This is a genomic window from Nostoc sp., assembly GCF_054880495.1.
This window is the reverse complement of record NZ_JBTYKD010000238.1, coordinates 1-19,620: the sequence shown is the minus strand read 5'-3', so window position 1 is coordinate 19,620 and position 19,620 is coordinate 1. Positions and strand designations below refer to the sequence as shown.

General features: G+C 41.9%; 27 protein-coding genes and 1 pseudogene. 14 read left to right on the top strand and 14 right to left on the bottom strand.

Annotation, left to right across the window (positions count from 1 at the left end):
* Positions 1-215 precede the first annotated feature (215 nt).
* The gene (locus ACYTXL_RS22530; RefSeq protein WP_461922223.1) at positions 216-824 is read left to right on the top strand and encodes an L-threonylcarbamoyladenylate synthase; all 609 of its coding nucleotides are present in this window, start codon (positions 216-218) and stop codon (positions 822-824) included.
* A gap of 98 nt (positions 825-922) precedes the next feature.
* Entirely contained in the window at positions 923-1,852 is a 930-nt protein-coding gene (locus ACYTXL_RS22525; RefSeq protein WP_461922222.1) for a sensor histidine kinase, read from the top strand.
* Here ACYTXL_RS22525 and ACYTXL_RS22520 read toward each other — a convergent pair.
* The 8 genes and pseudogenes from ACYTXL_RS22520 to ACYTXL_RS22485 form a co-directional block, all read right to left on the bottom strand.
* The gene (locus ACYTXL_RS22520; protein WP_461922221.1) at positions 1,815-2,285 is read right to left on the bottom strand and encodes a GNAT family N-acetyltransferase; all 471 of its coding nucleotides are present in this window, start codon (positions 2,283-2,285) and stop codon (positions 1,815-1,817) included. The genes ACYTXL_RS22525 and ACYTXL_RS22520 overlap by 38 nt on opposite strands.
* A gap of 51 nt (positions 2,286-2,336) precedes the next feature.
* A complete protein-coding gene (locus ACYTXL_RS22515; RefSeq protein ID WP_461922220.1) occupies positions 2,337-2,750 on the bottom strand; it encodes a hypothetical protein in 414 nt (137 codons plus the stop codon).
* Between the two features lie 72 nt (positions 2,751-2,822).
* Complete coding sequence (secF, locus tag ACYTXL_RS22510) at positions 2,823-3,800, bottom strand: protein translocase subunit SecF (protein WP_461922219.1); 978 nt, start codon at positions 3,798-3,800, stop codon at positions 2,823-2,825.
* The gene (secD, locus tag ACYTXL_RS22505; protein ID WP_461922224.1) at positions 3,797-5,215 is read right to left on the bottom strand and encodes a protein translocase subunit SecD; all 1,419 of its coding nucleotides are present in this window, start codon (positions 5,213-5,215) and stop codon (positions 3,797-3,799) included. The genes secF and secD overlap by 4 nt, the downstream gene beginning before the upstream one ends.
* Before the next feature lie 292 nt (positions 5,216-5,507).
* Entirely contained in the window at positions 5,508-6,491 is a 984-nt protein-coding gene (locus ACYTXL_RS22500) for an alpha-ketoacid dehydrogenase subunit beta (protein ID WP_292762059.1), read from the bottom strand.
* A gap of 449 nt (positions 6,492-6,940) precedes the next feature.
* Positions 6,941-7,270, bottom strand: a pseudogene (locus ACYTXL_RS22495) (IS701 family transposase); the annotation flags it as partial.
* Between the two features lie 90 nt (positions 7,271-7,360).
* Positions 7,361-8,428 carry an aldo/keto reductase gene (locus ACYTXL_RS22490; protein WP_461926670.1) on the bottom strand — a complete coding sequence of 356 codons (1,068 nt, stop codon included), beginning with the start codon at positions 8,426-8,428 and terminating at the stop codon, positions 7,361-7,363.
* Positions 8,429-8,870: 442 nt separating this feature from the next.
* On the bottom strand, positions 8,871-9,299 hold the full coding sequence (locus ACYTXL_RS22485; RefSeq protein WP_461926669.1) for a hypothetical protein: 429 nt from the start codon (positions 9,297-9,299) through the stop codon (positions 8,871-8,873).
* Positions 9,300-9,728: 429 nt separating this feature from the next.
* Between ACYTXL_RS22485 and ACYTXL_RS22480 the strand changes: the two genes are divergently transcribed.
* From ACYTXL_RS22480 to ACYTXL_RS22465, 4 genes are all read left to right on the top strand, one after another.
* Positions 9,729-9,968: an ASCH/PUA domain-containing protein gene (locus ACYTXL_RS22480; RefSeq protein WP_461926668.1), complete on the top strand. Its 240-nt coding sequence runs from the start codon at positions 9,729-9,731 to the stop codon at positions 9,966-9,968.
* Between the two features lie 213 nt (positions 9,969-10,181).
* The gene (locus ACYTXL_RS22475) at positions 10,182-10,352 is read left to right on the top strand and encodes a hypothetical protein (RefSeq protein WP_461926667.1); all 171 of its coding nucleotides are present in this window, start codon (positions 10,182-10,184) and stop codon (positions 10,350-10,352) included.
* Positions 10,353-10,656: 304 nt separating this feature from the next.
* The gene (locus ACYTXL_RS22470) at positions 10,657-10,947 is read left to right on the top strand and encodes a hypothetical protein (protein ID WP_461926666.1); all 291 of its coding nucleotides are present in this window, start codon (positions 10,657-10,659) and stop codon (positions 10,945-10,947) included.
* 63 nt (positions 10,948-11,010) lie between these two features.
* Complete coding sequence (locus ACYTXL_RS22465) at positions 11,011-11,148, top strand: hypothetical protein (RefSeq protein WP_461926665.1); 138 nt, start codon at positions 11,011-11,013, stop codon at positions 11,146-11,148.
* Positions 11,149-11,228: 80 nt separating this feature from the next.
* Here ACYTXL_RS22465 and ACYTXL_RS22460 read toward each other — a convergent pair whose 3' ends face one another.
* Positions 11,229-11,621 carry a tyrosine-type recombinase/integrase gene (locus ACYTXL_RS22460; RefSeq protein WP_461926671.1) on the bottom strand — a complete coding sequence of 131 codons (393 nt, stop codon included), beginning with the start codon at positions 11,619-11,621 and terminating at the stop codon, positions 11,229-11,231.
* Positions 11,622-12,157: 536 nt separating this feature from the next.
* On the opposite strand from ACYTXL_RS22460, the gene ACYTXL_RS22455 reads away from it, so the two are divergent.
* The 4 genes from ACYTXL_RS22455 (at position 12,158) to ACYTXL_RS22440 (ending at position 15,265) form a co-directional block, all read left to right on the top strand.
* Positions 12,158-12,313, top strand: coding sequence for a hypothetical protein (locus tag ACYTXL_RS22455; protein ID WP_461926664.1), 156 nt, complete (start codon positions 12,158-12,160; stop codon positions 12,311-12,313).
* 42 nt (positions 12,314-12,355) lie between these two features.
* The gene (locus ACYTXL_RS22450; RefSeq protein ID WP_461926663.1) at positions 12,356-12,712 is read left to right on the top strand and encodes a hypothetical protein; all 357 of its coding nucleotides are present in this window, start codon (positions 12,356-12,358) and stop codon (positions 12,710-12,712) included.
* A gap of 560 nt (positions 12,713-13,272) precedes the next feature.
* Positions 13,273-13,410, top strand: coding sequence for a hypothetical protein (locus ACYTXL_RS22445; protein WP_461926662.1), 138 nt, complete (start codon positions 13,273-13,275; stop codon positions 13,408-13,410).
* Positions 13,411-13,468: 58 nt separating this feature from the next.
* On the top strand, positions 13,469-15,265 hold the full coding sequence (locus ACYTXL_RS22440) for an alpha-amylase family glycosyl hydrolase (protein WP_461926661.1): 1,797 nt from the start codon (positions 13,469-13,471) through the stop codon (positions 15,263-15,265).
* A gap of 80 nt (positions 15,266-15,345) precedes the next feature.
* On the opposite strand, the gene ACYTXL_RS22435 is transcribed toward ACYTXL_RS22440, so the two are convergent.
* The 4 genes from ACYTXL_RS22435 to ACYTXL_RS22420 all read right to left on the bottom strand — a co-directional run bounded on the left by ACYTXL_RS22435 (position 15,346) and on the right by ACYTXL_RS22420 (position 17,460).
* Positions 15,346-15,474 (bottom strand): hypothetical protein, encoded by a 129-nt coding sequence (locus tag ACYTXL_RS22435; protein WP_461926660.1) that lies wholly within the window; start codon positions 15,472-15,474, stop codon positions 15,346-15,348.
* Between the two features lie 129 nt (positions 15,475-15,603).
* Positions 15,604-15,900 (bottom strand): tetratricopeptide repeat protein, encoded by a 297-nt coding sequence (locus tag ACYTXL_RS22430; RefSeq protein WP_461926659.1) that lies wholly within the window; start codon positions 15,898-15,900, stop codon positions 15,604-15,606.
* A gap of 36 nt (positions 15,901-15,936) precedes the next feature.
* Positions 15,937-17,019: a DUF7779 domain-containing protein gene (locus tag ACYTXL_RS22425; protein ID WP_461926658.1), complete on the bottom strand. Its 1,083-nt coding sequence runs from the start codon at positions 17,017-17,019 to the stop codon at positions 15,937-15,939.
* A gap of 72 nt (positions 17,020-17,091) precedes the next feature.
* Positions 17,092-17,460, bottom strand: coding sequence for a hypothetical protein (locus ACYTXL_RS22420; protein WP_461926657.1), 369 nt, complete (start codon positions 17,458-17,460; stop codon positions 17,092-17,094).
* A gap of 42 nt (positions 17,461-17,502) precedes the next feature.
* Here ACYTXL_RS22420 and ACYTXL_RS22415 point away from each other — a divergent pair, with 42 nt between their 5' ends.
* The 4 genes from ACYTXL_RS22415 (at position 17,503) to ACYTXL_RS22400 (ending at position 19,352) form a co-directional block, all read left to right on the top strand.
* Positions 17,503-17,799 carry a hypothetical protein gene (locus ACYTXL_RS22415; RefSeq protein ID WP_461926656.1) on the top strand — a complete coding sequence of 99 codons (297 nt, stop codon included), beginning with the start codon at positions 17,503-17,505 and terminating at the stop codon, positions 17,797-17,799.
* Complete coding sequence (locus ACYTXL_RS22410; protein ID WP_461926655.1) at positions 17,789-17,917, top strand: hypothetical protein; 129 nt, start codon at positions 17,789-17,791, stop codon at positions 17,915-17,917. Before ACYTXL_RS22415 ends, ACYTXL_RS22410 begins: the two co-directional genes overlap by 11 nt.
* A gap of 59 nt (positions 17,918-17,976) precedes the next feature.
* Positions 17,977-18,990, top strand: a complete 1,014-nt coding sequence (locus ACYTXL_RS22405; protein WP_461926654.1) for an IS701 family transposase — start codon at positions 17,977-17,979, stop codon at positions 18,988-18,990.
* Between the two features lie 203 nt (positions 18,991-19,193).
* Entirely contained in the window at positions 19,194-19,352 is a 159-nt protein-coding gene (locus ACYTXL_RS22400; protein ID WP_461926653.1) for a hypothetical protein, read from the top strand.
* Between the two features lie 39 nt (positions 19,353-19,391).
* Here the strand turns inward: ACYTXL_RS22400 and ACYTXL_RS22395 are convergent, their stop codons facing one another.
* Positions 19,392-19,562 (bottom strand): hypothetical protein, encoded by a 171-nt coding sequence (locus tag ACYTXL_RS22395; protein ID WP_461926652.1) that lies wholly within the window; start codon positions 19,560-19,562, stop codon positions 19,392-19,394.
* Between the last annotated feature and the right edge of the window lie 58 nt (positions 19,563-19,620).

Below are 19,620 nucleotides of genomic sequence, written 5' to 3'. Positions count from 1 at the left end.
GGTTACTGGGCTCTCGTGTCGCCCACCCCACAAGTAGTAGTAATTTATTTCTTGGAAGTCCCTTACCCTGAACCCTTCGACAAGTGTTACCCTGAGCCTGTCGAAGGGCTCACTGTAACACCTGCCGTTCGCGCAGCGTCTCGTAGAGAAGGGTTATGAGTTATTAGAAAGAAGATACAAAAAATTACTTACTTTTCACTCCTAACTCTATAAAAATGACACGAGTTTCCCTCACAGACCTAATAGCTGGCGCACGTGCTAGCTTTTTGGTGAGCTTTCCCACCGATACTGTTCCTGCACTTGCAGCCATACCAGAAAAAGCAGCATTAATTTTTGCAGCGAAGCAACGCAGTCAAGAGAAACCTTTGATTTTGATGGCGGCTAGTGCTGAAGATTTGTGGGCGTATGTCAAAGGTAGTGAAAACGAGTATAAAATTTGGCAAGAAGTAGCAGATAAATATTGGCCGGGAGGGCTGACGTTAGTTTTGCCAGCAAGTGAACGCCTACCAAAAGTTATGAACCCCATCGACTCGACAACAATTGGCATCCGAGTCCCAAACAGTGCGATCGCTCAAACTATTTTGGCGCAAACAGGCCCCCTTGCCACCACTAGCGCCAATTTTTCTGGTCAGCCGCCTTTGCAAACGATCGCAGAAATTGAGCTTCAGTTTCCCCAGGTTCTAACTCTAGCAACTACAGAATATCAGAATGAAATGCCGGGGATAGGTATACCTTCCACCGTTGCTAAATGGACAGGGATAAATTGGCAAATTTTGCGGCAAGGTGCGATCAAGTTAGATATTTCGAGTGATAACCAAATATAGGTAGCTATAATGTTGTTTTCCTGATTAGAACAACAGAGAAATCCGAAACTTTAGTTGGCGCTGTTGTGGTTAATTAACAAGTTAATAATTGCCAGATTATGAATTGGAGCAACTGGATATATCTAGGAGTTGGAATAGCACTAGGTATGGTTTTACATAGGTTATTTGGGCGATGGCTACGCCCACAGGCATCGCCAAATGTTTCATCTAGCTTATCCCCAGTAGATCAAGAGGATATGCCACTAATATCGCAACAGCTACAGCAAACGCAGCTGGCATACCAAATGGCAAGGGAAATGAGCCAGTTTAAAGCAGGCTTTTTGGCGCGGACTACTCATGAATTGCGATCGCCTCTCAATGGTCTGATTGGCTTGCATCAATTAATTTTGTCAGATTTATGTGAAGATCCAGCTGAAGAACGAGAATTTATTGCCCAAGCTCAGGAGCGAACCCTGAAGTTGCTGAAGCTGATGGATGAAATTCTCAATGTTGCTAGAATTGAACACGGTATGAATAAATTAGATATTCAGCCTAGACCGTTAGCCCAAATTTTGGAGGAGGTTCATAAATTAACTTATATGCTGGCGGCTAATCGCAATTTTCCCTTGCAATTGTTACCCGCAGACCCTGAAATTTATGTTTTGGCAGATTACCTCTGCCTCCGCCAAATATTGATCAGTTTAATAGACAGTGCGATTAGTAAAATGGAGGAAGGCAGCATTTGTATTTCTAGCAGCATCCTACCTACAAATAATTTTGTCAACATTTGGCTGGATGTACCAACCCATGCCATACTTTGGAGCGAGTCGATTGATTTGATTAAATCTGAAGATCATCTGACCCAGATCGACCAAAAAAACGCTGCTCTTTCCCCAGGAATGAGGCTATTAATCAATCAGACTTTAGTAGAAGTTATGGGAGGAAAGTTGGAAATTCTACCCTCGACTATTGCCAAGGAACCACTTCAGCAGGTTAGCAGACTCCAAATCTCTATGCCCCTAGTGATTCCTGAAGGTGATCTTCTGTAGCCGGAACGAAAGCAAGTTTAGCTTGGTTGTGTAACACCATCGTAGTGGTAGTGTTGGGCTGGAAACCAATCTTTTCGTAGAAACCCTGTTGGTGAGTAGTCATCAGGTAAACACGCTCAACACACATCATGCGGGGATGAGTCAAAACGGTTTCTACTAAATGGCTTCCCAGCCCACTATTTTGATACTCTGGATGAATCACAACATCCCAAATCATGGCGCGATATATACCATCAGATGTTGCCCTAGCAAAGCCAATCAGTCGATCGCGATCGCACACAAAAATTACAGGCTCACTATTGGCAATAGCTATACCTAAATCTTCAATATTGCGTCCCTTTGCCCAGAAAGCTGAAACGTTTAATAGTTCTTGGAGTTGGTAAAGGTCAATTTCAGATTTGCGTTCGCTAAATTCAATCTGAGACTGGTTCATATTTTGCTAGAAATTGCTTCACGTGTATATATATGTAACGAGAAAGAAAAATTAATTACAAACCCACTTCCACAGAGGATGAGTTGCTCCCTGTTGACGTATGCGATAAACTTGTTTTTCTAAACGTTGTTTTTCCTGCTGTGGTAGTCCGAGTAAGATATTCCGACTTTGCCAAACTAAAACAGCAGCCGTCATCCCAATACAAAAGGCTAAACCGAAGGTAGACAGTGGATGGTAGAAAAGTCCATATCGCACCGCTATCCAGGTAAAATATTGTTGCAACAAGGAAATTTCTCCACGTAGACCCCACAAGCTAAGAGGCGCAATGGTCAGCCATAAACAGCCCACAAACAGCCACCTGCCATATACTGTTAGTTTGTGTAGCCTTTCTACTTGTTGAGCAAACGATGGGTCAGATTTATCAAAGTCTGGGACAGGAGTTAATGGTTCTTGCGGTTGATCCATAGGAGAATAAAATTGCAAGGTGTGGGTGAGCAATTGAAAATGCTTTAACCCAATTCTCAAATGCACAGAAGTTTAACTATCTTGGGAACTGGTAGATGTATCAATCGGTTCAGCGCTATTTACCACACTTGTTTGACCCCTGCGCTCTCGCCACCAAGCTAAAAGAGGACTAGCGAGGAAAATACTTGAATAAGCGCCCATCGTGAAGCCAATAATCAAAGCTAGAGAAAAGTTTCTCAGGGTTTCGCCGCCAAATAGGAATAGGGAAAATAACGTTAGCAAAACCGTGAAGGTGGTATTAATTGATCGCGTTAAAGTTTGATTAATTGCATCATCAACAACTTTCTCAATGTGATCGTTAGGATGTAGATGCAGTATTTCTCGAATGCGATCGTATATAATCACGGTATCTGTAACCGAGAAACCAGTAATAGTCAAAATAGCAACGACAAAAAGGCTATCAACTTCAATACCTGCGACTAATCCCAAGATGGAGAAAACACCCAGCGTAATCAGAACATCATGGAACAAGGCAATAATAGCGATTACAGCATAGTCTAGCTGGAACCGCACACTCAAATAAACAACGATCGCAGCGAAGGAGACAACCAGAGCTAATAAGCCTTGGGAAAGTAGTTGACGACCAAGTGTCGGGCCAACGGTATCAATTTGAGTGCCTTTCGGGTCAAAGGCTCCAATTTTTTCAGTCAAAGCTGTTTGTAACTGGGTGCGTTGCTCGACATCTAATGTTTTTGTGCGAACCGATATTCCCTGTTGCTTTTGACCAATAACTTGGATGCTACTATTATTTAGCTTCTGAGCGTCAATTACTTCCCTGACGTCAGAGATGTCAATCGGTTGAGTGCAATTGTTTGGTTGTGTACAATCGCGTTCAAATTGTAGTCGCGTACCACCAACAAAATCTAAACTGGGACGTAGCGGTGCGCCTAGTTGTTGCCAAGAAATCACCATCGCCACGATGCTAATGATCGTGGCGATGACAGAAATTGTCCACCATAATTTTCGCTGTTTGATAACACTAAATTTCATGACTGCACCTCCGCACCAGATTTAATTGACGTTGAGAGATTCGGACAAAACAACTCTGGCTTACGCAAGTTGGGAAATTGCAATGATAGGAACAACAGTGTGCGACTACAAGTAATGGCAGTAAATAAATTTACCCCCAACCCTAGCGCCAATGTCAAAGCAAAGCCTTTAACTAAACCTGCTCCTAAGAAAAACAGTGCTGCACAAGAAATTAATGATGTGACATGACTATCTAAAATGCTAGACCAAGCTCGGTAGAATCCTGCCTCTATAGAACGATATAAAGTTTTACCAGCCCGTAGTTCTTCACGAGTGCGCTCAAAAATCAAGACGTTAGCATCAACTGCCATGCCGATACTGAGGATAAACCCAGCAATACCGGGGAGAGTTAATGTCACGCCTAGCAAAGCGAAGGTCGCATAGGTCAATAGCGCATAGATAATCAAAGCAACGTCAGCAATTAATCCTGGTAATCGGTAGTAAACTAACATGAAAATCAATACTAACAGCAATCCGCCAATACCAGCGTAAAGACTGCGTTGAATACTATCTTTACCTAATGTCGCCCCAACAGTACGGTTTTCGACGATTTGCACTGGTACGGGTAAAGCACCCCCCCGAAGCTGTACACCTAAGTTGTTAGCTTCTTGGGCGGTAAACCTACCTGTAATCACAGCAGCACCACCACTAATACCACTAGCAGCAAATTCTGGCCCGACACTGGGAGCGCTGATCAGTTCATTATCTAGAAAAATGCCAATGCTGCGTCCTGTACCGGCGAGTTTTTTCGTCAGTTCGGCAAACAGTTCACCACCCTTTTGGTCGAAGCGAATGGCAACATTCCAATTGTTGTTTTGAGTGGGTTCACCGGCTGCATCTTTGAGGAATTTCCCTGCGAGTGGGGGGTTTGTGCTTTCAAACAATTCAGCGATCGCTTGATTATTTTTCTGCAAATCCTGCTGATTTTTGACAATTGCTGCTGGCTCGTTACTCTTTCTCAAATCTTGTTGCTTGGCTTTCAATTCAGCTCGTGATGTTTGGAAAGCAAACAGTTGGGTTTCCGTACCAGGCTTTTGCGTGCGAAATTCTAACTGCGCTGTACCCCCTAGAACCCGTTCCGCTTGTTGTGGATCGCTGACTCCGGGTAACTGCACGAGGATTTGATCTTTCCCTACAGTTTGCACGACTGGTTCAGAAACGCCAAGACCGTTAATCCGACCTTCAACGACTTTTTTCACAGCTTCCAATTCGCGATCGGTGATTTGCTTAATCTCCGGTGTTGTTTTCACTTGAATTGTGAGCTGTGAACCTCCGCGCAAGTCCAGTCCTAGCGGAATCGAAATTGTATTAATCACCACAATGGCGGCGATTATCAGGACTCCAATCAAAATTAATAGCGATCGCTGTCTTTGCATACTATAACTCGCAACTGACAAAGGCTATAATAGCTTTCTTTTGTACAGTTATGAGTGGGGAGTGTGGAGTTGTAAATATCATTAAATTATTAACTCCTCACTCCTAAACCTCATCTAACGTTTATAAGCGTAGTTTTCGCCCTCACCCTAAATCCCTCTCCCAAATATGGGAGAGGGACTTTGAAATTCTGGCTCCCCTTCTCCCAGATTTGGGAGAAGGGGTTGGGGGATGAGGGCAAATCCTTTTGATCATCGAAGAACTACAGGTTTCAAGATAGACATGGTTTTACTTTTAAACCCGCAACGCTACCATTTTTTCCACAGCTTCTACTATTTGCTCTGGTTGGACAATTGTTAATCGTTCCAGATTGCCGTTGTAAGGCGTGGGGATATCTTGGGAAGAAAGTCGTAGTACTGGCGCATCTAATTCATCAAATAAGCGATCGTTTATTGAGGCGATGACTTCTGCTCCGATGCCCGCAGTTCGCATCGATTCTTCCACTACAATCACTTTATGGGTTTTCCGTATTGATGCGCCAATGGTATCAAAATCTAATGGCTTGAGCGAGATTAAATCAATAACTTCTGGATCATAACCTTGTTTTTCCAAAGTTTTCACCGCTTGCAACACATGATGCCGCATCCGGGAATAAGTGATAATTGTGACATCTTTTCCTTGACGCACCACTTCTGCTTTATCTAGAGGTAGTAAATATTCTTCTTCTGGTAAATCTTCTTTCAAGTTGTAAAGCAGAACGTGTTCAAAGAACAACACCGGGTTATCATCGCGGATAGCGGATTTTAGTAGTCCTTTGGCGTTTCTTGGTGTAGAGCAGGCAACAATCTTCAATCCTGGCACAGCTTGGAAGTAAGTTTCTAGTCGCTGAGAATGTTCTGCCCCTAGTTGTCGTCCGACACCTCCAGGTCCGCGAATTACCATCGGAATTTTAAAGTTACCGCCAGAAGTGTAGCGCAGCATCCCAGCGTTGTTGGCTATTTGGTTGAAAGCGAGCAATAAAAAGCCCATATTCATGCCTTCGATTATGGGACGCAACCCTGTCATTGCAGCTCCCACTGCCATGCCAGTAAAGCTATTTTCGGCAATCGGCGTGTCTAGAACGCGGAGTTCGCCATATTTTTGGTACAGGTCTTTGGTAACTTTATAGGAACCGCCGTAGTGTCCGACATCTTCACCAAGAACGAATACGCTGGAGTCACGCGCCATTTCTTCATCAATGGCTTCGCGTAAGGCGTTGAAAAATAGTGTTTCTGCCATTTAGACCTTTTAGTACGATTATGGTTTTAGAATTTTATCGTGCTGCTGTCGCAAATACGGTGAGCGATCGCACTAGTTAGAGATTGTTTGCATAAACCGCCCCTAGCACAGAGCGAGTAATTCCCATAACTATATCAAATAGATTTTATCGGTTTTAGGAGGGATCGCCTCTCACTCTGGCAAAGGAGTCCAACCCTATATTTATGTACTATCACGGAGACAATCAGCTATTTCAACTGCAAATAAGCAATTATACTGAATTTAGCACTGCTAAAATTAGCAGTTGAACCACCCACCAATTAAGATTTTACGACTTACGCACTGTACAAATTGGTTATTATGTGTGTAACGATATTTGGTCGTTTCAAAACGAACGGCGATCGTGCATATGCTGATAAGTCAGCCCATGCTCAAGAGAAAGCAAATTACGCATTGACAAAAAATATCACCTATGAATTTTCAACAATACTGTCATTGATCAGGTTCTCACAAATGTACTCACGTGCAACTTTTATGAACAAGTTCCTTTGTAATTCATACCAATTACTAATAATTTTTCCTTGTCGCATTAACTCTAATTTGACAAAAGCTCGAAGTGAGCAAAAAATATGAGTTTTAATTGCACAACTATCTCTCACCATAAATCGACTAATTCCACAAAGTTGTTTGATAGCTCGATGAAAGGTTTCGATTTTGCAGTGAGTATCATGAATGATTAAAAATTCATATTTTGAAGTCTGCTTCAAATTATCATCATCTGGTAAATATAAAATATAGTGAAACCAATCAGGTATAAGACTGGCAGCAGCAGATGCTAGCGACTCAGGCGTTGCCACGTTTCCTATCCGGCAAGCTTTACCTCTGGTTTCTTATCCGAGCCATTCCGGATTCTTAGCTGTACTGTCAAAATGGCTAGTTGTTTTAAACAATTCATACTGCCCTTGAGCAGCAGCTTGGGCAGTTCGTGCCAGGAGTGCCGTGATTTGTTGTTGACTCATTGGTTGAAAAGTACGTACAGCTTCTAATGCTTGGTCGAGAATTGGTATACTATCAATACCTGTAATTACTACTGAAGTTGGTAAGTTCATAGCATAGTGAAGACACTCGATTGGGTTAACAGTGTTACTCTTAAGAATAAATTTGCCGCCCATTGGCTTCATGCTTAAAACACCAATTTTCTCCTTTAACGCTACAGGTAGAACTAAGTGTTGAAAACTCCGAAAATGCGCGTCCATAACGTTTAGTGGCATTAGCAGTGTATCGAAATGAAAGTTGTTTTGGGCTGCAATATCCAACATCCTCAGATGAACTAAAGGATCTTTATGTCCGGTAAAACCGATGTAACGAACTTTCCCGGCTTTTTGTGCCGCTAGCATTGCTGAGAGTGCCCCATCAGGAGCAAAGATTCGATCTGGGTCTTCCATACGAATAACTTCATGGAATTGCATTAAATCTACACGATCTGTCTGTAGGCGCGTTAGAGACTCGTCAATTTGTTTAGCCGCAGCTTGCTTCGTGCGACCATCAACTTTAGTCATCAGAAACACCTTTTCACGATAACCGTTACGGAGTGCTTGACCCATGCGGATTTCACTGACTCCGTTGTTATAATCCCAACTATTATCCATAAAAGCGATGCCGCGATCTATGGCACTGCGGATAATTTTGATACTCTCTTGTTCATCTTTTTGTTGCCCAATGTGAGAACCACCCACCCCGATGATGGAGACTTTTTCTCCTGTGCGTCCTAGTGTTCGGTAAAGCATTTCACCGCTTTTAGTTGTCTCTGGGGTTGATAAGGGAGTAGTTGTTACTGGTGACTGCGCTTGAATCGATTCGTTTCCAGCCAGAACAGGTTTGAGCAAAACTTCGCTAGCCGCTAAACCTGCGCCTAAACCTGAAGCCGCTTTGAGAAAATTTCGTCTTTTGATATCCATGTGTTTTCTCCTTAGTGGGGATGGGTTAACGTCTGATTCATAATGTTCAAAACTCCTAACTGCTTAATGCTTACTTGCAATGGCTGACTCCAACCGGTCTGAGCCGATTACAAGCAATCAACTTTTACCATCCTACGGAAGCAGTTGTGCGATCGCGTCTTCCTAGTGAAAGATAACAACTGTATATTTTTATAGTCATGAATAGAACATCTATCTACCCTGGGGTTTAGACTAGTTCCCGGTGCGAAACTAGTCTAAACTCCAGTAGTAAGTCACTTTTAAAAGAAGCAGCTAACGAATTTCCTACTGATGTAGCAGCACAAAACCGCGCTATTGAAGACAGACGCGGTAATTCATTACGTCGGGTAGTTCAAGAGTATTTTGGGCTCTCAACGTTTACCAGGCATCTTTGGCTTAACGTACATTCCTGTTCCAATGCTACTCACGGGCGGATTACAGTCGCTGTGCCATAAAGGAGACCGTACAAATCGTTGTTTTTATTCGGAGCAAGGAAGTTATCTATAATTCCCACAGCAGTGATTTTGGCACTATTCTGGATCAAGTTATTAGGCAAAATCAGTGTCAAGTTTACCAGAGTGTCAACTCCATTTGCAGTCGTGACAGTTAGTTGTTTGCCAATACCCGAATTCACGATGGTAATTTTGTTCGGTGGATAGTTAACACCCTTGTATGTCAAAGAACCATTTGTTGTGTATGTAATTCCTTCTTTCGGGAATTGGTAGAAAATTACTACAGAACTTGGCGCGGGAGTTACAACTTGAGCAAATACTCTCGGTGTCAAAACCCCCAATGGCAGAGTTAAAGTCAATCCCATCCTAATCAGGTTACGGGAAAGGTTATTTATGTCCATACTTGACTCCCTTTATGTTTTGCAATTATCTATTAGCTTCTATTTCCTCACATTCTCATCAACTTGTCGTCAGACTTCATCTCTTTGGAATCACCCTAAGAATCCAGCTATTCTAAATTCAGGATTCAGAATGAGTGGTGATACGTTACGGTCTGGTCGATGAGCTAGGGAATAATCTTGATGATATTGAGAAGACCTTTACCTGATTGGTTTCACTCAGAGAAATATATCAGCATTTTAATGGTAAAAGTTTAAGTTTTGAAGAATAACTAACGAGCGCCAAAAAAAGGTTATTTTTGTGAGATGTCTTTTTACCAGTGTAATCCGGTCTTAATCCTTACGCTACGGGTGTTTAAGCCCAATGTAGTGAAACGGGTATTTCCTGACATATCAGCCGCAAATAACAAATCCCAAACAAATACAAAAGCAATGTCCACACATAATTTAAAAACTTGGATGCCCTTTTACCAAGATGTGATTGAGGGTTGCAAGACTTTTGAACTACGCAAAAACGACCGCGATTATCAAGTAGGCGATATCCTGAATTTGATAGAAGTTGACCCTAGCTACGAACTAGCACTCACTGGTAGGCAAACCAATAAGGAAGTAGTTTATTTGCTTACAGGGTGGGGTTTACAGCAAGGTTATGTCGTGTTAGCGATTAAATAATTTAACTACCGCGTAGCACTTTTTGAAGGTTAGAACGGCTTTAGTTTAAAATACAAGTAAGTCGCCATAAGACATTGGGAGACTCTAAACGGACATCGAAGGAAGGTAAGACTGCCTTGGTAGTATATCCCAATGAAGTGTCAAGGAATCACTGCACTTTTAGGGCGGTGAGGCATGTCAATAAACTCCATCTAAAAACCAGGAGATTGACAAATGGCTCGCATCAAGATTACCGAATTGCATCAAAAGGAAAATCAACTTTATCTAGAAATATCCGAACACGAATCATATCTGATTGTGGGTGGTATAAATCCTCAACCTCTTCCCCCAGCCGTTCGTATTGCAAGACAACCAGAGTTCAGAGGACTTTTTATTGCAAGATAACCAGAGTTCAGAGGAGCTATAATAGCGGGTTATCAATGATGAATTCAAGGTATCCTTGGTAATATCAGTACCAGGGTGCTTGAAAATGCTGTCCTCTATCTTTGAGCAATTTGTAAAAGAAAGTTCAGTAAGCATTGAAAAGGCAGGCACAAAACCCTTACTGTCTGCCTCTTTAACCCCAATGTCGTCAAACCAAGTATTTCCTAACATATTATCCCAAATAACAACCATTAAAATCAAAAAATAAAATTTATATAAATCTGGTCAAATGTTATTATCAAATAGTTTTTGTCATACAATCAACATGAATACAAGTACATATGTATACACCGACAACAGTTTATCAGGATTACTAAAAGATTTGTCATCTGAGGAAGAACATCAAATTTTAGGCGGTGCAAGCTGGAATAATAACCATAAACGTGTATGCAAAGCCAAAATATATATAGTACAAACAAAAATCCCTCTAGACATAAAGGACTATGCGATCGCACTTACTGCTGGTGTGAAGTACAGTCTCTCCCCCTCCACACTCCCTCCTTTTGACCACATTTACATAAACACTCCTCAACCTTTTACCAGTGCTAACTTCTGATATCAAATGTTTAAGAAGAATTCTCTTATCATTTCAAAAATATTCTTCTTTGCGGGTGTAGCTATGGCAACACATGGTCTAGATTTTCAGCAGAGATTTGGTATCATTATTGCAACCATTAGTTTATTCACATGGTTGGAAATTTCCTTCATGAATCTCAAGGATCAATTGACTGATCCTGGTGACGACAAAAATCTTTGAAGATAATTTATCTATGTCTGTGTTCTCAACAAATGGAAGATTATCGATAGAGTGAGGGTTTTTTATTATCCCAAATTCCCCTAACGTGGATAATGTGCGTCAATTTCAAGCTTTTGGTTAGCGTCTATCTCTACAGAACTTCTAGCCACTGGTGACAGCATCGACAACGCCGCCGCTCCCAATACCTGAGCATCAGTCACTTCCAAATATCTCTGCAACTGCTCTAAATTCCGATGCCCTGAGATTTCCTGAATAACTCTCAGTGGTATACCAGCATTGCTCATCTGAGTTAAAGCAGTCCTTCTAAAGCTATGGCTACTCACTCCAAAAATATCTACTTGCTGACAAGCTACTCTCAAAATCCTAGCGGCTGAGTCTTCGCTAATATGTCCATCACTGCGACCGGGAAACAGATAATCACAATTTTTTAAAAGTACTTGACAAACTTTTAAAAGTGTGTACCAGTTTCTCAGGTGTGGTTAAGCTCTAAAAACCACAGTTCACACAGCACTCTCTCAAATTATTTAAAGTATAATTAAGTACTATTATTTTTTAATTCTAAGTAAGTTGAGATTTTACAAGTGCCATGTTTTTTTCTAAAATTTTATGCCACTTGTAAAAAAAAAACTGAAATCGCTGTATTTCCTATCAGATATAGGTTACAGCGATTTTTTATGTCCCAAACTTCATTTTCGCTCCCTATACAACCACGTTCTCAGTTTGGGATATTTTCGCTACTGAAATTACAAGCGCTTTCTAGTGTAAAAATAAACAACTAATATTTTGAACTACGTAGAACTTTTAAAACAGCTTTGGGGCGAAAAGTAATATGTCTGACGTTTAAACCCGATTGTAGACTACGGAAATACTACAGAAAGTTTCAGAATATTTCAGGATACTGCAAAATACTGTAAAAATGAAACTCTAGAAGTAACTCTTTAAGGCACTCCACAGCTACCGAAGCTACCAGGGAACACAACAGAATTTTACCTCACTACGGCGGCGACTAATGCCTAATGCCCAATGCCCAATGCCTAATGCCCAAGAACCGCGCTATCAATTTGGAGCGATCACGTTAGGAGTTAGCGATGGCTGCGCCCGCCGAAGGCATCGCAAAGTAGGAGACGCGGCGGCGGGGCATAGGAGTTATGCCCTAAAATTTTGAATAAGCATAACTTTTATAACTGCCACAACTGTCAAAACTGTTATGAGCGATCGCATCGATCAAATCATAGAGAAGCTTCACCAACTAAAGGAAATCAGACAGCAGCTAGTCAATGCACCAATGTCTGAACCTGGGGCATGGATTCATCAATATGAGGTGCGGAAGCAGTATAAAAAAGGTGGTGAAATTTATTGGTACGTGTACGCAAAATGGCAATCACACGAGCCGATTTTCAAACGTAATCCAAAACCAAGGCTAAAAGGGATTGTGAAGTGCGGCAAGAACCCAGAGTTTACCTGCCACCAACATATAGGCAGGGTAGGCAGTAGCACAGGGTTATCCCTCTTTTGTTACTACGGGGAAAGTATAATCAGAAAGAAAACCGGAAACAGTAAGTAACAGGGATGGTTACACAGCGCAGACAAGCAGTAAGCACAGTCGCCTTCATAGATAACTATTGTCTACACTATTATTCAGTATTTGAGGATGTGAGGCATTTTGAAAGCTTCAAATTTTTAGATTTGGGAATGCTTTCAGAATTTAATATTCCTGGTATGAAACGTTGCTTTTTGAAATTAATCAACTTCATGAATGATTTTCGGGCTTATCCGGTCAGTTTTCCTCTTACTAGTTGAATATTTTACTGATTAACGTTTGTAATGGGGTGCGATGGCGTACCCGCCCGCCGCAGCCATCGCACTTTACAAAAGATGGTAAAAATGCTTGAGAAAAGTCCAAGGTAAGCAATTAGTTGCTGGAGTTTCTTACTTTTGTAACCACAGTCAAGTAATTTCAATACTTGCGAGAGCCAGTGCTATTTACCCTTCTTGCTCAGTTGAGGCTCATTGCTTATTTTTATAGATTAAAAACTATTCATTTTTTTTCTGAACCTTGCATAAAGTTTATAACAATCTCTGATAAGTTCAGTATTGTTCTGTTGAAGAAATCAAAAAGATTCTATGCAAAGTATTGATGTTGCTGATCAAGACGGCAGAGTAGATTTGACAGGAGTAAAAAACTCTGGTAAAACCTTTGCTTTTGTCAAGTCCACGGCTTTGGTTTTTTTTTGGGATATATCCTGCACCCTAATAGTTTGATGACGCGCGATTCGATTGTTTAAAACACCATGTTAATGAGACTTGCAAAGGGAAGTTTATGCCTAACTCCGTCAAAAACAATGATGTACAAGCTTTATTTCATCAAGTTCAGCAAAGAAAACTGACTCCATCCCCGGAAGATTGGCGAGATCACTGGATTTACTTTCTCATGGTGGATCGTTTCAACAATCCAGCATCAGCTCCAAAACATCTACCCTACAATGAGAAATTTGGTGGCTTTCAGGGTGGCACAATTGAGGGAGTTAGACAAAAGCTCGACTACCTTAAAGAACTTGGAGTAGGTGCAATCTGGTTCACACCCGTTTTAAAGAATTGTCAATTTCTTAACGGCAAGCCAAATGATGGTACCTATCATGGCTACGGCATTCAGGATTTTTTACACATAGACCCACGCTTTGCCTCAGATCCAAATAATGTAGAGCGGGAATTACGCACTTTCATTGACGAAGCTCACTCAAAGGGTATTTACATCATCTTCGATATCGTCCTCAATCACACTGGGGACGTTTTTGCTTATGAGTCTCACGGTTCAGAAGCTCCTTTTAGCGATACTCCATACAATATTAATTGGCGAGATGAAAAAGGTATTGCACAATCAGATTGGAAAATAGGAGAGAATATCTCCAACCCAGATGCCGATGCGACAGTTTTTCCTCAAGAGCTACGTCGCAATGAGTTTTTCCGAAGGCAGGGTGGTCCTAAGCCTGGGGGAGCAGAAACCATTGGTGACTTCTCTTCTCTCAAGCAACTGCTCACAAGTAACCCAGAGTTAGGAAATGTCTTAATCCGCAGCTTTCAGTACTTGATTGCTAAATATGACATCGATGGATTTCGGATCGACACCTTAAAGTATCTCGATCCAAATTTCGCTTTGACTTTCGGTAATGCTATCCGCGAGTTTAGTCTCAGCGTTGGGAAAAAAAATTTTTTCACTTACGGTGAAGTCTACGACAACGAGCAAAAAATTTCACAATTCATCGGTCGTAATATCTCAACGTCTGGTGATTTAGTGGGTGTGGATGCATCACTTGATTTCCCTCTTTTCTTCAAGCTGCCTGATGTGGTCAAAGGAATCCTGCCTCCCAGCGCATTAGTCAATATGTATCAGGAACGGAAAGAAGTGGAACGTGGCATCATCAGTTCACATGGTGAAGCAACCGCTTTTTTTGTTACCTTCTTGGACAATCACGACCAACACCAACGCTTCTACTTCAGTCCTGATGGAAATCCTCATCAGTTCGACGATCAAGCGACTTTGGCCATTGGCTGTCTTTTCACATTACCTGGTATTCCCAGCCTGTATTACGGTACGGAACAGGGTCTACACGGGAATGGGGATAGCGACCAAAATGTGCGTGAAGCCTTATGGGGCAAACCAAACGCTTTTGATTCCACTCATCCTTTCTATAAAACTATCCAAAGGCTCACTAATGTCCGTAACCTCGAGCCAACACTCCGTTATGGTCGATTTTACTTCCGTCCAATTTCTGGAGATGGATTTCATTTTGGGATTTCCAATTTCCCTCAAGGTGTGCTGGCCTTCTCACGCATTCTCAATGACCAAGAAGTAGTTGTGATCGTTAACACTAGTACCGAATCCCAGTTTTTTGGCTCAGTTATAATCGACTCGAATCTCAATCCTGTAAATGTGCAGTTCCAAATCCTGTTCAGCAACAAAACTGACCCCACCGTGCCTAACTCAGTTAGAGTGACTAGTACGGCAGAAATCCATGAGGTGGATAGCAGAGTTTCAAGCGGTCAGATACATATACTTCCCGTTTCATTGAAGCCGATGGAGATACAGATATTGGGAAGGCAAAGCAGTCAAGGTTAATTTTTTAAATTGAGAACATTGAGGACTCGCGAACAGAAAACCGGGTTAGTGCTTTATCCCGGTTTTCTGTTCCAATGGTACTAATACCCATAAGTTGACGAAATAATCAGAGTTTCGGCGACGTTTTTGGGCTGATGATTGCGATCGCCTGTGTAATCCAAAAGCAAATATTGACACTGGCACAAAGTATATGCTCTACTTTCTACCATCTAAACGGAAATTACACGATTGTCGGCTCAATAGCAAACAAGCTCAACGTTAGATCAATATATATAGTCACTAATTCCACGTAATGGCTCAAAAGTGGAACGAGTACACAAGGAGCGCTGTTTATGGCATTAAGCATATTTATCGCGTAAGGATTTGAGATTTTTACGGATCGTCGCTGTTGTGGGATGCTCTTCTCCCAGCAACCGTTGGCTGAGTTCTAATGCTTTTTTAGACAGTGGTTCCGCTTCGCTGTACCGTCCTTGAGAGTAGTAGAGTCCTGCAAGGTCGTTGTAACTGGTGCCGATAAAGGGATGGTCATCTCCCAGCAACCGTTGGCTGAGTTCTAATGCTTTTTTAGACAGTGGTTCCGCTTCGCTGTACCCAGCGCGTTCATTCAAGTAGTAACCAGTCCTACTAAGTAACAAAACGGCTGTTTCCAACTCAAATTGATACTGCTTTATCTAATTGATCGCAACTCTGGCATGAGGTAAAAGTCGGTCACAGTCCTGCCAATTTGCATATTCAGCTTTGGGAAAGACTTGTGTAACTGCATAAACAGTCCTTTCTGCCCAAAGACGGCAGCTGTCTTTATCCATCTCGGCTTTTAACACTGACTGCACTAAGCGGTGAATATCAAAGCTTTTATTAGTCGGGTTGCGGTAAATCAGCGAAAACCGTCCCGCTTCAGCAATGACTTTGACAAAATCCAGGGGTTTGTTTGCTAATTGGCTGAGATTTTCCCCTAATTCTGCCGCACCTAGAGTAAAAATTTCTTCAGGGATTGCATCAGGTGCTAAAAAGGCAGAAACGCGAATTAAATCAGCCGCTTTTGGGTTGCGTTCTAATACTTTCTGAAACGCTAGGGAAAAGGTGATGGTAACACTCTCGTGGTCAATTGCCAATTCGCCTCGTTCCGCCAGCAGTCTCGCCCCTTCTTCCTGGTAAAGTTGCAAATACTCCCCCAAACTGGAGGGAGTTTCTTCAATAAACGCTCCAGCCTGATCCAATGCTAAGGGCAAACCGTCCATTTCCCGCGAGATTGTTTCTGCCAAACTGCGTTCGGATTTACTCACCCCATCTAACCCCCCCTGCTCTTCCATTAGTTTGGCACGTCGCAGCAACAACAGCGCCCCATCTGACGGTTGCATCTTTTTGATTTCAATTCGCTGATATATCCCCGTAGCCTGAGCGCGAGTAGTCAACAACACATAACCTTCATGCGCCCCAGGTAGAAACTCCCGCAGCATTGGTATATCATCGGCATTATCCAAAATCAACAGCCAGCCCTTATGTGTTGCTAACCACTGTTTAACTGCGGCAATTACTAAGTTTTCATCCTTTTCTTGGCTGACAGGTAAATTGAGTAACTCTGCAAGCCTGACAAAACCCAACACTAATTCTGGCTTCTCAGATGCCTTAGCCCACAGTATCAGCTGACACTCCTGGCGATAGCGATAGGCATACTCGATCGCCGTTTGAGTTTTGCCGATTCCACCCAACCCACTAAATGCTGCTACCTTCTTTGCTAACAGAGCATTCCGCATTTCTTGCAAAACGGTTTGACGCGCTGTAAAAAACGGTAAAATTTTTGTCTGTTGCGGGTCGGACGGCTTTAGTCAAATATTGAAAGTAGCATTCCTTTGGTCAATAATTTGATATTGAGCCGCGTTAATCGCTTTTTGGATATTTTGAATAAATTGACCATTAGCGTGTGCAGCGACTATCAATTCCTGCAAGGCTTGATTTACTTCAGGATGCTCTTTTGCTGCTGATTCTACTTCTAATACTGCTTTACCATAATCGAATGGTTGAGTAGGCGCTTTTTGAATTGCAACTACAGTATGGGGAGAGTGTTTGTTGAGGGTGACGAGAAACTCACGCGTCTTATCCCATAAAATATCTGTTCCCTTTTCGGTTGTTTTTTCTAATGCTTTCGTGGCAATGATAGTTCCAATCGCGATCGCACCAGCAGTTAATGGCTCCATTTACTACCTCTTAAGCGTGATATCATATTTCGCTGAATATACATGGTTTTCTGCTTGATTCCGCAAATAAAGCAAGATTTTAGATTACACGATTGGGCTAAAAAGTGTAACAGATGGCTCAAAGTCCTAATCTTTCGTAAACGTTCCGGGGCTAGAAGAGCGATCGCTCAAGTTTCCTCTTTGAAAAATGGGCATACATCCCCTGGAACGGGAGCTCGTTTCCTCAATTACTGCACCGATCGCCTATTCCTCCAGCGTGTTGGTGGTCGCTACCGCTTCATCCACAAACTACTGCAAGACCACTTCGCCCAAATGGAGTTTAAGCGCAATGTTGACTGAGACAGGACTTACGCAACTGGCACAGTGCGATCGCATTATTGTAGTAGATATGTACTACAAAGAAGTGGCGTACTCAGAGGACATTGCTGAAATTAGTAACAGTGATCGGCTGTGTTAAGTATTCATCAAATCATGAGAAAATTAGCTGAGGATGCATAAAATAAATCCTCTAGGTTTATGAGATTTACTAAACTTAATTATTGCCAGTACTTGTTAAGTAGTCAGATTAATTATACTCTAACAAATTTGGCGGAGCATTTAGAGCATATCAGTCATGATAAAATCAACCGTTATTTAAATAACAAAAAATTAGCACCTCGGATTCTTTGGGATAATGTCAAAGATTTAATAGAAATAAATAATAATGCCTATTTGGTTTTTGATGACACAGTAATTGATAAACGATACGCTATTGAAATAGAGCCAAGTAAACGTCAATATAGTGGCAACGAGCATGGTGTAATTCAAGGGATTGGGCTAGTAAATTGTGTATATGTCAATCATGAAATCGGAAAGTTTTGGGTAGTAGACTATCGAATTTATGACCCAGACAGAGATGGGAAAACAAAGATAGAACATGTAACAGATATGCTGCAAAACCTTGTGTACCATAAGAAGTTACCATTTAAAGCCGTCTTAATAGACACTTGGTATGCAACAAATAACTTGATGTTATATATTGATGGGTTAGGGAAATATTATTATTGCCCTCTGAAACGTAATCGACTCGTTGATGATACGTCAGGGCAAGAAGATTATAAAAGAATTGAATTATTATCTTGGGAAGAAAAAGAGTTAGAATCAGGAAAAGCAGTTAAAATAAAAAAGTTTCCAGCTGCGAAAAAAGTGAAACTATTCCGGGTAACTGTCTCCACCGACAGAATGGATTTTATCGCTACAAACGATTTATCTCAAGGTTCTACGAACGTTGTACAAAAAGTGTGTAAGGAACGATTGCAAGTTGAAGAGTTTTACCGGGAATTAAAACAATTGACTGGCATTGAATCATGTCAATGTCGTAAGGGTTGTATTCAAAGAAATCATATTGCTTGCGCTATTTTAGTCTGGCTTAGGCTCAAAGATTTAGCTTATAAAACTGGTCAAACAATTTATCAAATTAAGCATGGATTGTTATCAAATTATTTAGTTCAGCAACTAAAACGCCCGGATGTTCCCATGTTTATTGCCTAGTTGTTTGGCGCGCGGCACGGCTACACCGCGCTATTGCTTGTGACAGTTGCGTAAGTCCTGTGAGAAAGAAACTACACTCTTGCGTAGTTTACCGCCGCAGGCTCAGGGTAAGACCTACGGCGGGCGGGTACGCCATCGCACTTTCTTGCCCAAGCTAGGTATCGCCCCTCCTAAAATTCAAAGAGGAAAACTCAGGAGGAGCGATGGCGCTCTTGCACCCGGACAGAAGCGATCGCTATGAAGGTAAGAGAACTTACACAAGCGATGCCTGCGGCGGGCTTCGCCTACGCGCATCAAGTGGTTTTGATGAGCAGCGCCACTTAAATAATGACTACCGAAAGTTCAGTGGAACAATAAGCTGAAGATGAGAGTAAGCAACTCAGGTCTAAAGACACTGAGCTTTAGCCCAGATCGAACATCCCAAACAAAGACATTTGTCCTTGCAACTGGCACGTCAACCCCGGACTTTCGGGCTGGATTACAGACAACCCCAAGGCAGCAATATTCTTAGCCGCGTTTATATCAGCATCATGTTCAGTAAACCAAAAAGTTTTCCCAAAAGCTCTAACCACGATGGATGTGGCAGATATCACCAACAAATGAGTACAGAGAAGTAAGTATTATGCAATA